12 protein-coding genes are annotated in these 12,950 nt (G+C 75.3%); 8 read left to right on the forward strand and 4 right to left on the reverse strand.

The window, feature by feature from the left end:
• Nucleotides 1-20 precede the first annotated feature (20 nt).
• The 5 genes from UXQ13_RS16340 (at nt 21) to UXQ13_RS16360 (ending at nt 5,742) form a co-directional block, all read left to right on the forward strand.
• Entirely contained in the window at nt 21-1,322 is a 1,302-nt protein-coding gene (locus tag UXQ13_RS16340; protein WP_336392550.1) for an NAD(P)/FAD-dependent oxidoreductase, read from the forward strand.
• A complete protein-coding gene (locus UXQ13_RS16345) occupies nt 1,319-2,131 on the forward strand; it encodes a DUF1365 domain-containing protein (protein WP_225233832.1) in 813 nt (270 codons plus the stop codon). The genes UXQ13_RS16340 and UXQ13_RS16345 overlap by 4 nt, the downstream gene beginning before the upstream one ends.
• Nucleotides 2,128-3,411 carry an SAM-dependent methyltransferase gene (locus UXQ13_RS16350; protein WP_225233831.1) on the forward strand — a complete coding sequence of 428 codons (1,284 nt, stop codon included), beginning with the start codon at nt 2,128-2,130 and terminating at the stop codon, nt 3,409-3,411. Before UXQ13_RS16345 ends, UXQ13_RS16350 begins: the two co-directional genes overlap by 4 nt.
• Nucleotides 3,412-3,558: 147 nt before the next feature.
• Entirely contained in the window at nt 3,559-4,467 is a 909-nt protein-coding gene (locus UXQ13_RS16355) for a DUF559 domain-containing protein (protein ID WP_336392551.1), read from the forward strand.
• A gap of 102 nt (nt 4,468-4,569) precedes the next feature.
• Nucleotides 4,570-5,742 (forward strand): MFS transporter, encoded by a 1,173-nt coding sequence (locus UXQ13_RS16360; protein ID WP_225233829.1) that lies wholly within the window; start codon nt 4,570-4,572, stop codon nt 5,740-5,742.
• Here UXQ13_RS16360 and UXQ13_RS16365 read toward each other — a convergent pair.
• Nucleotides 5,739-6,506, reverse strand: a complete 768-nt coding sequence (locus UXQ13_RS16365; protein WP_336392552.1) for an AraC family transcriptional regulator — start codon at nt 6,504-6,506, stop codon at nt 5,739-5,741. The two genes, UXQ13_RS16360 and UXQ13_RS16365, sit on opposite strands and share 4 nt — an antisense overlap.
• Before the next feature lie 111 nt (nt 6,507-6,617).
• Between UXQ13_RS16365 and UXQ13_RS16370 the strand changes: the two genes are divergently transcribed.
• From UXQ13_RS16370 to UXQ13_RS16380, 3 genes are all read left to right on the forward strand, one after another.
• Nucleotides 6,618-7,625: an ABC transporter substrate-binding protein gene (locus tag UXQ13_RS16370; protein ID WP_225233827.1), complete on the forward strand. Its 1,008-nt coding sequence runs from the start codon at nt 6,618-6,620 to the stop codon at nt 7,623-7,625.
• Nucleotides 7,626-7,747: 122 nt separating this feature from the next.
• On the forward strand, nt 7,748-8,692 hold the full coding sequence (locus UXQ13_RS16375) for a hypothetical protein (protein WP_336392553.1): 945 nt from the start codon (nt 7,748-7,750) through the stop codon (nt 8,690-8,692).
• A 110-nt stretch (nt 8,693-8,802) separates the two neighbouring features.
• On the forward strand, nt 8,803-10,260 hold the full coding sequence (locus UXQ13_RS16380) for a hypothetical protein (RefSeq protein ID WP_336392554.1): 1,458 nt from the start codon (nt 8,803-8,805) through the stop codon (nt 10,258-10,260).
• 72 nt (nt 10,261-10,332) lie between these two features.
• Here UXQ13_RS16380 and UXQ13_RS16385 read toward each other — a convergent pair whose 3' ends face one another.
• From UXQ13_RS16385 to UXQ13_RS16395, 3 genes are all read right to left on the reverse strand, one after another.
• A complete protein-coding gene (locus tag UXQ13_RS16385; RefSeq protein ID WP_336392555.1) occupies nt 10,333-11,064 on the reverse strand; it encodes a GntR family transcriptional regulator in 732 nt (243 codons plus the stop codon).
• Nucleotides 11,065-11,068: 4 nt separating this feature from the next.
• Nucleotides 11,069-11,848: a glucosamine-6-phosphate deaminase gene (locus UXQ13_RS16390; RefSeq protein WP_336392557.1), complete on the reverse strand. Its 780-nt coding sequence runs from the start codon at nt 11,846-11,848 to the stop codon at nt 11,069-11,071.
• 12 nt (nt 11,849-11,860) lie between these two features.
• Nucleotides 11,861-12,950 (reverse strand): N-acetylglucosamine-6-phosphate deacetylase (locus UXQ13_RS16395; protein ID WP_336392556.1); only part of this gene is annotated, 1,090 nt, incomplete at its 5' end.

Raw genomic sequence — 12,950 nt, forward strand, 5'->3', positions numbered from 1 at the left:
AGGAGAAGAAGATGTCCGCCGTGCGCAACCGACCGACCGCCGCCGTCGTGGGATCCGGGGTCTCCGGGCTCACCGCCGCGCACCTCCTGCAGCGCACGCACGACGTGACGCTGTTCGAGACCGACGGGCGGTTGGGCGGGCACGCGCACACCCACGACGTCGAGACCCCCGACGACCGGGTCATCCCGATCGACACCGGGTTCATCGTGCACAACGAGCGCACCTACCCGAACCTGCTGAAGCTCTTCGCCGAGCTCGGGGTGGCCACCCAGCCGACCGAGATGAGCATGTCGATCGTCTGCGAGGGCTGCGGGCTCGAGTACGCCGGGGCCCGCGGCCTGCCCGGCGTCTTCGCCCAGCGCAAGCAGCTGGCCAACCCGGCCTACCTGCGGATGCTCGTCGAGGTGAAGAAGTTCCACCGGTCGGCGCACCGGCTGCTGGAGCTCGCCGGCGCCGACCACGAGCGCGGGTCCGGCGGCACCGGTGAGTTCGACGGGCTGACCCTCGGCGCCTTCCTGGCCCTGGGTGGCTACTCCGACTACTTCGTCCGGCACTTCATGGTCCCGGTCGTGTCCTGCGTGTGGTCCTCGGGGACCGGCACCTCGCTGCAGTACCCCGCCCTGTACCTGTTCCGGTTCCTGGCCAACCACGGGATGCTCTCGGTCTCCGGCTCCCCGCAGTGGCGGACGGTGACCGGCGGCTCGCGGGCCTACGTGGAGAAGGCGGCCAAGGGCCTGACGGCGGTGCAGACCGCGACCGGGATCCGGACGCTGACCCGGCACGTGGACGGCGTCGAGCTGGTCGACGTCGACGGCGAGCGGCACGAGGCCGACGTCGTCGTGGTGGCCACCCACCCCGACCAGGCGCTGGCCCTGCTCGGCGACCCGACCGACGACGAGCGCGCCGTCCTCGGGGCCTTCTCCTACTCGCGCAACGAGACCCTGCTGCACACCGACACCTCGATCATGCCGGCGGCCGCGGCGGCCAAGGCGTCGTGGAACTACCGGATGCCCGGCTGCGCGACCGACACCTCCGCCGTCCAGGTGACGTACTGGATGAACAAGCTGCACGCGATCGACGAGCCGGTGGACTACCTGGTGTCGCTCAACGCCGTCGACCGGGTGGACCCGGGCACCGTGCTGCGCCGGATGGTCTACGACCACCCGGAGTACACCCCGACCTCGGTCGCCGCCCAGCGCCGGCTGCCCGAGCTCAACAGCGGACGGACGGCGTTCGCCGGGGCCTACCACGGGTGGGGCTTCCACGAGGACGGCTGCGCCTCGGGCGTGCGGGCCGCGGAGTCCCTCGGCAGCGGCTGGTGACCGCCGTCCGACCCGCGACCGTCGACTGGAGCCCGACCACGCTGCCGGCGCTCTACGACGTCCGGGTCGGGCACCGCCGCTCGCACCCGCTGGAGAACTCCTTCGAGTACGGCGGCTACCTGTGGGCCGTCGACCTGGACGACCTGCCGGTGCTGCCGCGCGGGCTGCGCTGGGCGGCCCGGTTCGACGCCGCCGACCACCTCGGCGAGCCTGCCGACTCCATCAAGGCCAACGTGGTCCGGTTCGCCGGCCTGCACGGCGTGGACGGCGTCGTCCGGGTGGTGATGATGGCCAACGCGCGCAGCGGGCCGCACGTGTTCAACCCGCTGTCGACGCACTGGTGCTACCGGGCCGACGGATCGCTGGCCTGCATCGTGGCCGAGGTGCACAACACCTACGGGGAGCGGCACGCCTACCTGCTGCACCCCGACGAAGCCGGGCGGTCGGAGGCGGAGAAGGACTTCTACGTCTCGCCGTTCAACACCGTGGACGGCCGGTACCTCATGCGCTTCTCCGGTCCGGGCGACCAGCTGCACGTGACGATGGCGCTGCAGGTGGGCGGGCGGACGCCGTTCGTGGCCACCCTGCGCGGCACGGCGCGGCGGGCGACCACGGGGGCCGTCGTCCGTACGATCCTGCGCTGGCCGTTCATGAGCCTGTGGGTGGCCGCCCTGATCAGGTGGCAGGGGATCCGGCTCTGGGCGCGCAAGTTGCCGGTGGTCCCCAGGCCGACGCACGATCCGGTACCGGGGGTGGGTACGAACACCCCGCGGAAGCATTCCCTTGAAGCGATCGAGGACAGGTCATGACCACGGTGCACCACAACGAGAGCCGGACCGAGGACGCACGGTTCCCCGTGCCCCGCCCGGACGAGGCGCACTGGCCCGGCCTGGCGACCCCGCCGCGGTCCCCGGTGCGCGCGGCCGTGGCCGAGCGGCTGTTCCGGCACGCGGTGTCGACGCTGCCGGTGCGGGTGGTCTTCCCCGACGGCACCGTGCTGGGCTCCGGTGACCGGCACGCCCCGGTGATGCGGCTGGTCCGCCCGGCCAACGTCTTCCACCGCCTGGGCGCCGACGCCAAGATCGGCTTCGGCGAGGCCTACATGACCGGCGACTGGACGACGGGGCCTGGCACCGACCTCGCCGACCTGCTCAGCCCGTTCGCCGCCCGGATGTCCTCGCTGATCCACCCGGCGCTGCAGCGCATGCGGCACCTGGTCGAGCGCACCCAGCCGATGGGCGAGGTGAACACCAAGGAGAACAGCCGGCACAACATCAGCCGGCACTACGACCTGTCCAACCAGCTCTTCGAGACCTTCCTCGACGAGACGATGAGCTACTCCTCGGCCTGGTTCGAGCCCGGCGACTCCCTGGTCGACGCCCAGCTGCGCAAGATCGACGGCGTGCTCGACCTGGCCCGGGTGGGCGAGGGCATGAGCGTGCTGGAGATCGGCTCCGGCTGGGGCGCGCTGGCGATCCGCGCCGCCCAGCGCGGCGCCCGGGTGACCACGCTGACGCTGTCGTCGGAGCAGCAGGCCCTGGCCCGGGTGCGCGCCGAGGACGCCGGGGTGGCGCACCTGGTCGACGTCCAGCTGTGCGACTACCGCGACGCCCGCGGCCAGTACGACGCCGTCGTCTCGGTGGAGATGATCGAGGCGGTCGGCGAGGAGTTCTGGGCCACCTACTTCTCCGCGCTGGACACCTTGCTGGCCCCCGGCGGCCGGGTCGGCCTGCAGTCGATCACCATGCCGCACGACCGGATGATGGCCACCCGGCGCAGCTACACCTGGATCCACAAGTACGTCTTCCCCGGCGGGATCATCCCGTCGATCCGGTCGATCGAGGACAACCTGGCCGCGCACACGACGCTCTCGGTCGTCGAGCGCCGGGACCTGGGCCCGCACTACGCGGTCACCCTGCAGATGTGGCGCGAGCGCTTCATCGCGGAGTGGCCCTCGCTGGAGGGCGCCTTCGACGGCACCTTCCGCCGGATGTGGGAGTTCTACCTCGCCTACTGCGAGGCCGGCTTCCGCAGCGGCTACCTCGGCGTCAGCCAGCTGGGCCTGGCGAGGGACCCCTTCCCCCGCTGACCGCCTGGTAGCTCGGCACGGATCCTGCGCATCCCGCGGCCGGAGTGCGCAGGATCCGTGCCGAGCTGATGTGCACAGGGATGTGGGCTGTCCACAGATCGTCCGCGAGCGCCCTGCGGAGGGGGTGTTCGCTGCACGGTCGGACCCGTGACCACCGACCTGCACGTCCTCCTCGGTCCCACCGGGGTCCGGCCCACCGCCCAGGTGCTGTGCGCCGCCGACCCGGGCAGCATCAGCCGCTGGGTCGGTGCCGGTCGGCTGGTCCGCCCCCTTCCCGGCGTGCTCGCACTGCCCGGTGCAGCCGACACGTGGCGCGGCCGGGCTGCGGCCGCCGTGCTGTGGAGCGGCGGGCAGCTGACCGGGCGGACCGCGCTCACGCTGTGGGACCTCCTGGGCCACCCCGGCGCACGCACCCACGTGGCGGTGGGCCGACGCCGGCACGTCCCGCCGGTGCCGCCGTGGCTGCGCGTCCACCGGACGACCGTGCCGGAGTGGTCGGTGGTCGACGGGCTCCCGCTCGTGACCGCCCGCCGGGCACTGGTCGACGCCTGGGGCGAGGCGCACGGACGGTCGGGCTCACCGGAGGCGGTCCGGGTGGCCCGGGAGGCGGTCATCGGCGGGGTCCGCCGTCGCGAGGTGTCGGTGGCCGGCGTGCGCCGTGAGCTCGCCCGCCACCCGGTGCTGCCGGGACGACGAGCGCTCGCGGACCTGCTCGAGCTGGTGGGCAGCGGATCGCACAGCGAGTTCGAGATCTGGGGCCTGACCCACCTGTTCGACCTCCCCGGTCTGCCGACCGTCTCCCGCCAGCACCCGGTGGCGACGTCGATCGGGACGATCCACCTCGACGGGGCCCTGGAGGAGGTGAAGCTGGGCTTCGAGCTGGACGGGGCCGCGTACCACCGGGCACCCGACCAGCGCGAGCGCGACCTGCGCCGGGACGCCGCGGCCCTGGCCGAGGGCTGGGCGGTGCTCCGCATCAGCCACCGCCGCGCCCACGCACAGCCCGACACCTGCCGCGCAGAGATGGCCAGCGCCTTCCACGCCCGCCGACGCTGAGGCTCGGCGTGGTCCCTGCGCATTCCGCGTCGGGAGTGCCCATGATCCGTGCCGAGCTAGACGGGTGCGGGAGGCGCAGGCCACCGGCCTACCGTCTGCGGCGTGCGGACACGGGGTGCGGTCGGGCTGGTCGTGTGGATCTTCACCGTCGTGATGCTGGGCGGGACGGTGCCGGCGCCGCTGTACCCGTTCTACGTGCGCTCGCTGGACCTGTCCGAGCTGCAGGTGACGATCGTCTTCGCCGCCTACGCGGTGGGCACGCTGACCGCGCTGCTGCTGGGCGGCGGGGTGTCCGACCGGCTGGGCCGGCGCCCGGTGCTGGTGCTGGCGGTCGGCATCGCGGTGCTGTCCACGCTGGTCTTCCTGCTCGCCCCGACGCTGCCGGGCCTGCTGTTCGCGCGCGTGCTGTCCGGGCTGTCGGTCGGCCTGACCACCGGGACGGCGACCGCGGCCATCGCCGAGCTGCACCCCGACCGCCGGACGGCGACCACCCTGGCGACCGTGGCCAACATGGGCGGCCTCGGCCTGGGCCCGGTCGTCTCCGGCCTGGTCGCCCAGCACCTGCCCGGCCCGACGGTCGGCCCCTACCTCGCGTTCCTGGTCCTGTTGCTGCCGGTGCTGGCGATCGGGCTGGTGCCCGAGACCCGCCCGCGCACCGAGAGCCTGGCCGGCGCGATGCGGCCGCAGCGGCTGTCGGTCCCGCGCGCGACCCGGGCCCGGTTCGCCGCGGCGGCGGTGGGCGGGTTCGCGGCCTTCGCCGTCCTGGGGCTGTTCACCTCGCTCACGTCCTCGTTCCTGGGTCAGGAGCTCGGCGACCCGGGCCCGCAGCTGGTCGGGTTCTCGGTGGCGGTCATGTTCGCCGCGGCGGTGGCCTGCCAGCTGCTGGTGCAGCGCTGGGACCCCGACCGGGCCGCGCTCGTCGGCGCCGCGCTGCTGCCGACCGGCACCGCCCTCGTCGTGGTGGCGCTCGCCGTCGGGTCGTTGCCGCTGTTCCTGCTCTCCGCGGTGGTCGGCGGCGCTGGGGTGGGCTTCTCCTTCCAGTCCGCCGTCTCGCGGGTGGGCGGCCTGGCCTCGGCAGACGAGCGGGCCGCGGTGACGTCGAGCTTCTTCGTCGTCGCCTACCTCGGCATCACCGTGCCGGTGGTCGGGGTCGGCGAGATCGCCACCGCGACCTCGCTGACGACCGCGGCGATCGCGCTCGCCGTCCTGGTGGTCGTGCTGTCGGCGGCCGCGGCGCTGCTGACCCGCCGGCACCCCACACCGGTCCGCGGCTAGCTGCGCCAGGCGCCGGGGCTGGTGCCGTAGCGCCGGCGGAACGCGGTGCCGAAGCCGTGCACCGAGGCGTACCCGACCCGCGCGGCGACCGACGTGACCGGCAGGCCCCGCTCGAGCAGCGCCAGCGCCGCCTGCAGCCGGGCACGGCTGCGCCACTCGGTCCAGGTCAGCCCGGTGCCGGTCACGAACGCCCGGCGCAGCGTGCTCTCCCCCACCCGCAGCCGGGCCGCCCAGTCGGCGAGCGGGGTATCGTCGGCGGGGTCGGCCAGCAGCCGGGTGGCGACGGCGGCCGCGCGGGGGTCCTCGGGCAGCACCACCCCGTCGTCGGCGACCGCGGCGCCGGCGACCTCGTGCAGCACGAGCGCCAGGGTCGGCGCGGCGACCGGGCCCTCGCCGCCGGTCTGGCCCAGCGCGAGCAGCAGCTCGCGGAGCAGCCCGGACACCGCGACCACGGTCGGTCGGGTCCAGGGCAGCGGGCAGGCGTGCGGCCAGACGTAGAGGCAGTGCAGCGCGGCCGGCGGCCGGAGGACGACGTCGTGCGGCACCCCGCCGGGCACGAACAGGGCGCGGGACGGCGGCAGCACCCACGAGCGGCCCCCGGCCACGGCCCGCGCCGACCCGGCCGCCGTCCACACCAGCTGGTGCTGGTCGTGCCGGTGCAGCCCCCAGGCGCCGCCCTCCTCGGTGTCGAACGCGCACGTCCAGGCGTCCCGCTCGGCCGACCCGGGGTGGTCGTCGGTCACGACGTCGTCGAGGGCGGTCACCGGGCCTCCTGAGCGCTGGGCGTCGTCGTCCGGGCGCTGGCGGACTGTCCTACGATGATAGGGCAGCCTAACCTCAGCGGGCCGTTCCGTCATCGTCCCCTGGAGCTCCCCGTGCGCCTGCCCACCACCCGCCTCGCCGCCGTCGCCCTCGCCGGGCTGCTGCTCGCCGGCTGCGGATCGTCGACCGAGGACGGCGGCGCGGACGCCCCCGCGGGCGGCGACGGCTTCCCGGTCACCGTGGAGCACGCGTTCGGCAGCACCACCGTGGAGTCCGAGCCGACCCGCGTGGTGAGCGTCGGCTACACCGAGCAGGACACCCTGCTCGCCCTCGGCGTCGTCCCGGTCGGGGTGACCGAGTGGTACGGCGAGCAGCCGTACGCCACCTGGCCCTGGGCGCAGGACGCGCTCGGGGACGCCGAGCCCACCGTGCTCACCACCGACGACGGCCTGCAGTTCGAGGCCATCGCCGCGCTGGACCCCGACCTCATCGTGGCGACCAACGCTGGGCTTGAGCAGGACGACTACGACACCCTGTCGGCCATCGCCCCGGTCGTCGCGCACTCCGAGGAGGCGTACTTCGAGCCGTGGGACGTGCAGACGATCGCCATCGGCACCGCGCTGGGCAAGGCCGAGGAGGCCCAGGAGCTGGTCGACGGGATCAAGGACCGGTTCGCCGACGAGGCGGCCGCGCACCCCGAGTTCGCCGGCACCCCGGCGGTCTTCCTGCAGAACGCGGTCTACGAGGGCGACCTGATCGCCTACCAGGAGGGCCTGTCGACGGCGTTCCTCACCGACCTCGGCTTCACGGTCCCGGCGGTGCTCTACCAGTTCGCCACCGAGGGCCAGGCCTACGTCCCGCTGGAGCAGGCCTCGGTGCTGGACGAGGCCGACGTGCTGATCTGGGGCACCGAGTCGCCGGCGGACCGGACGGCGCTGGAGTCGCTGGGGGTGTACCGGTCGCTGCGGGCGGTCCAGGGCGGCAACCTGGTCTTCACCGACGGCACGCTGGCCGGGGCGATCTACTTCACCAGCCCGCTGTCGCTCCCCTACCTGCTCGACGAGCTCGTGCCGGCGCTGTCCACCGCCGTCGCCGGGGATCCGTCCACCATCCCGTCCTGACGGAACGTGACCGTCCGGTCATCATCTCCACCGATCGAGGGACCCTGCTCGGCCTCCACGGAACGCTGCCGTCCGGTTGACTATTCGTAGTCGCCCGATGACCGTGCGTGGAGGTGAGCAGGATGTCCGGATTCCGTCGCCCTGCCCACCTGTCCCGCACCGCCGGCCGGGTCCTCACCGTCGCCGGCCTCGGCGTCGGCCTGTGGCTGGCCGGTCAGGCCGCCGCCTCCGCCTCGGCCGAGGAGCCCGCCGCCGGCACTCTGCTGTCGGGCATCACCACCCCGGTCGCCGACCTGGTCGGCCAGGTCGCCGCCCCGGTCTCGCAGGTCGTGGCCCCGGTGACCACCCCGGTCGCGCAGGTCGTCGCCCCGGTGGCGCAGACCGTCGCCCCGGTGGCCCAGGCCGTCGTAGCCCCCGTCGCACCGGTCGTCACGCAGGTCGTCGCACCTGTCGTGGCGCCGGTGGCCCAGGCTGTCACGCCGGTGGCGCAGGCCGTCGCGCCCGTGGTTCGCGCAGCGGCGCCGGTGGTGGCCGCCGTGCAGCCCGTCCTTGATGCCGTCACCCCGCTGACCAGGGCACTCACCCCCGTCACCGGCGCCCTGAGCCCGGTCACCGAGGCCCTGTCCCCCGTCGTCGACGCCCTGGCTCCGGTGGTCGACACGCTCGCGCCGGCCACCGCGGCGCTCGCCCCGGTCGTGGACCCCACCGCCCTGCTCGCCGGCGCCGACGCCGGCCTGGTGGTCGCGATGACCACCGCCGGCTCGGCCACCGCACCCTGGGCCGCCGGCACCTCGACCACGACCACCACCCCCACCACCACCGCCGTCCCGGCCACCCCGGCCGCGCCCGCGGACTCCCCCGTCGCCCCCGCCGCCCCGGCGCCGACCGCCCCCGGTGCGCCGGGGTCGACTGGCTCCCTCGGTGGGCACGGCAGCACCGACCAGACCGCGGCGGACCTCTCCGCCGCCGTCGTGGCCGCCGACGCCTCCGGGCTCGCCGCGGCTGCGCACACCGCCCGCGACGCCGCGGGCAACACCGCGTTCGACCCCTCCTTCTCCCCCGACTGACGGTCCGCCACTCAGCCTCTGCGCGCTGAGCACGGCACGACCCGGCCCGCCCGCTGTGCGGGACCGGTCCACCTCAGTCACCGCACCACTCCCTGAGAAGGACACCTGCCATGAACCTGTGGATCAAGCGCGGCCTGCAGACGGCGCTGCTCACCGGCGGCCTCCTGGCCGTCGGCAGCGGCATCGCCTCCGCCGACGACAGCATCGACCTGACCGTCCCGGTGACGGTCACCGACAACGCGATCGCGGTGCTCGGCACCGCGACCGCCGCACCCGCCGCACCGGCCGCACCGGCCGCCGACCTGTCCCTGGACCTGGGCGCGATCAGCGTCTCTGTGCCGGTGACCGTCAGCGGCAACGCCGTCGGCATCCTCGGCGACACCACCACCACCGCCGCCACCACCGCCCCGGCCCCGGCCCCGGCTCCCGCGCCGGCCGCCCCGGCCGCCGACGGCGCTCTGCTGGACGTCGACCTGCCGGTCACCGTGACCGGCAACGCCGTCGGCGTGCTCGGCGACGCCGCCGCCACGGGCGCCACCCCGGCGCCGGCCACCCCGGCCGACGGCGCCGACATCGCCGACGTCGACGTGCCCGTGCTCGTCGGCGGGAACGGCGTCGGCGTCCTGGGCACCGGCACCGGCTCGGTCACCCCGACCACCGGCACCCCCGCGACGGGGTCGGCCAGCGGCTCGACCGACACCGTGGTCGACGTCGACGCCCCCGTCACCGCGTGCGGCAACGGGGTCGGCGTCCTGGGCGACGGGACAGGCACCTGCGCCACGCCCACCCCGGCCACCCCGGCCGCCCCGGCCGACGGCGCTGACCTGGCCGACGTCGATGCCCCCGTCCTCGTCGGCGGCAACGGCATCGGCGTCATCGGCAACGGCACCGGCTCGGTCACCCCGACCACCGGCACCACCGGCACCGGCACGACGGGCAACAGCGCGACCGACACCCTGATCGACGCCGACGCCCCCGTCACCGCCTGCGGCAACGGCATCGGCGTCCTGGGCACCGCCACCGGCACCTGCACCACGCCCACCACCGGCACCGGCACCGGCACCGGCACCGGCAGCACGGGCACCCCGACCACCGGCACCGGTGGTGGCCTCGACGTCGACGTCCCCGTGACCGTCTGCGGCACCGCGATCGGCCTGCTCGGCAACGCCTCGGCCACCTGCTCCCCGGCCACCACCGGCACCGGCGGCCCCGGCGGCGGCATCGACGTCGACGTCCCGGTCACCGCCTGCGGCAACGCCATCAGCCTGCTCGGCAACGCCTCCGCCGCCTGCGGCCCGACCACCACCCCGCCGACCACCCCGGTCCCCCCGGTGACCCCGCCGACGGCCACCGAGGACCCGCAGGGCCCCCGCACCGACACCCCGCTCGGCATCACCCCGGTCGCCCTGCACGGCACCCCGGTCATCACCGGCGCGCAGGCCGACGCCCAGTCCGACGAGACCTCGCTGGCCTACACCGGCAGTGACCTCGGCACCCCGCTGCTCGCCGGTCTGCTCGCCCTGGCCATGGGGCTGATCCTCAGCCTCACCGCCCGCCGCACCCGCTAGGCAGCACGCGCCCCGGCCCGGTCGTCGTCCGCGACGACCGGGCCGCCGGCGTGCCCGGATGTTCCACGTGGATCAGCTGAGCCCGACCGCCATCTGCACCTCGTAGCGGTCACCGCGGTAGGTGGAGATCGCGTGCTCCACCGGCCGTCCGCGGCTGGAGGAGACCCGGTCGAACACCAGCACCGACCGACCCGGGGCCACCCCCAGGTGCACCCCGGTGTCCCGGTCGACCTCCGCGGCGCGGACGGTCTGCTCTGCCCGGTCGACCGGGCAGTCGTACTCGTCGGCGAGCAGCGTGTAGAGCGACCCGGTGAGGTCGCGCTCCCCGAGATCGGGCAGCAGGTCGGCGACGTACCAGCCGTCGTCGACCGACATCGGCTGGCCGTCGGCCAGCCGCAGCCGGCGGACGTGCCAGGCCGGCGCACCGGCCGGCAGCTCCAGCACCCGCCGGGTCACCGGCGGCGGCACGGCTCGGACCACGTCCAGCACGACGGTGGACGCCGCCAGCCCCAACCGCCGCATGTCCTCGTGGAAGGAGGCCAGGTGCAGGCGGGACCGGGCCGGCCGCTCGGCGACGAACGTGCCCTTGCCGCGGACCCGGACCAGGACGCCCTCGCTGACCAGCTGGCCGATCGCCTCCCGGACGGTGATCCGGCTGACCCCGTGCTCGACGCACAGCTGCCGCTCGCCGGGGAGCGGCGTGCCGGCCGGGAGGCGGGCGGCCAACTCGGTCAACCGCCCGCGCAGCTGCTCGTGCTTGGGCACCGGCCCGTCCTGGATCAGCGGCCCGGGCACGGCGCTCATCGTGTCACCAGCCCTGCGCCGCCAGCTTGTGCGCCAGGACGTAGCGGTAGTACTCGGCCCGGGCCAGCTGCGAACCGGCGGCCTCGTCGACGACCACCGTCACGTGCGGGTGCAGCTGCAGCACCGACCCGGGGCAGGAGGCGCTGACCGGTCCCTCGACGGCGTCGGCGACCGCGGCCGCCTTGGACTCCCCGGTGGCCACCAGCACCAGGTGCCGGGCCCGGCCGATGGTGGCCAGGCCCTGGGTGATGACGTGCCGCGGCACGGCCTCGACGTCGTCCCCGAAGAACCGGGCGTTGTCCGACCGGGTGCGCTCGGTGAGCGTCTTGACCCGGGTCCGGCTGGCCAGCGAGGAGCCCGGCTCGTTGAACCCGACGTGCCCGTTGGCCCCGATGCCGAGCACCTGGACGGCGACCGGCCCGGCCGCCTCCAGCTGTGCCTCGTAGTCCAGGGCGGCCTGCATCGGGTCGTCGGCGGACCCGTCGGGACCGTGCACCTCGAGGCCGAGCTCGTCGGTGCACTCCCGGCGGATCACCTCCCGGTAGGACTCCGGGTGCCCGGCCGGCAGGCCCACGTACTCGTCGAGCAGGAACGCCCGGACGCCGGCCGTCGTCCAGCTGCCGGCGCGGTGCCGGGCCTGCATCTCCCGGTAGGCCCGCAGCGGGGAGGACCCGGTGGCCAGCCCCAGCGCGACCGGCCCGCCGGCGGCCTGCGCGGCGGTGACCGACGCGATCACCGCGTCGGCGACGACCCGCCCGCAGTCCTCGGGGGTGGGCAGCAGCACGAGCTCCAACGGTCAGTCCTCCAGCAGGTGGGTGCCCGCGGCGAGGACCGCCACGGGCGCGAGGTCGGGATCGGTCACCAGCACGTCGGCACGGGCACCGGCGACCAGCCGACCGACGTCGGTGCGGCCCAGCAGGTCCGCCGGGGTCTGCGTCGCGGCCAGCACCACGTCGGCGAGCGGGACACCGGCGGCCACCGTGCAGCGGACGACGTCCAGCAGCCGGGAGGTGCCGCCCGCGATGGCTCCCCCGGTGGTCAGCCGGGCGACCCCGCCGGAGACGGTGACCGGCAGCCCGCCGAGCCGGTACCCGCCGTCGGGCATGCCGGCCGCGGCCATCGCATCGCTGACCAGCGCGACCTGCGCGGGACCGACCAGGTCGAACACGGCGGCCACGGTCTCCGGCGCCAGGTGCACACCGTCGGCGACCAGCTCGACCACCAGCTCGCCGCGACCGGCCGCTGCCAGGCAGGCGGCGACCGGTCCCGGGGCGCGGGACAGCATCGGCGGCATGCCGTTGAACAGGTGGGTGGCCGACACCCGCCCGGTCCGGGCAGCCGACCGGACGGCAGCGGTGGTCGTCGCCGCGGAGGCGTCGGTGTGCCCGAAGCTGGGCAGCGCGCCGTGCTCCCGGAGGACGGCGACCAGCTCGTCGGCGTGCGCGGTCTCCGGGGCCAGCGTCACCGAGACCACGACGCCCGCGGCCAGCAACCGGCGCAGCAGCGCGGGGTCGCCGGGCAGCAGGGCGGCCGGGTCCTGCGCGCCGCACCGGGCGGCCGACAGGAACGGGCCCTCCAGGTGCACCCCGGCCAGCTCGCCGGCGCGGACCAGCGGCGCGAGCACGTCCAGCCGGGCCAGCAGGATCTCCGTCGGTGCGGAGACCAGGCTGGCGACCAGCGTCGTCGTCCCGCCGCGGCGGTGGTGCGCGGCGGCGGCCCGGACCCCGGCGGTGTCGCCGTCCGGGAAGCCGTGCCCGCCGCCGCCGTGGCAGTGCAGGTCGACCAGGCCGGGCAGCAGCAGCCGGTCGGGGGCGGCCGGCGGGAGGTCGCCGGCGAAGCCCGCCGCCGGTCCCGCGTACCCGATCCGGTCGTGGGGGGGGGGGGGG

This window comes from Klenkia terrae (genome assembly GCF_037083865.1).
Classification (GTDB): domain Bacteria; phylum Actinomycetota; class Actinomycetes; order Mycobacteriales; family Geodermatophilaceae; genus Klenkia; species Klenkia terrae.

Excerpts from the sequence above, each read along its gene's own strand:
- UXQ13_RS16385 (WP_336392555.1), bottom strand. The coding sequence starts at position 11,064 with ATGAGCGCCGTGCCCGGGCCGCTGATCCAGGACGGGCCGGTGCCCAAG.
- UXQ13_RS16380 (WP_336392554.1), top strand. The coding sequence starts at position 8,803 with ATGAACCTGTGGATCAAGCGCGGCCTGCAGACGGCGCTGCTCACCGGC.
- UXQ13_RS16375 (WP_336392553.1), top strand. The coding sequence starts at position 7,748 with ATGTCCGGATTCCGTCGCCCTGCCCACCTGTCCCGCACCGCCGGCCGG.
- UXQ13_RS16350 (WP_225233831.1), top strand. The coding sequence starts at position 2,128 with ATGACCACGGTGCACCACAACGAGAGCCGGACCGAGGACGCACGGTTC.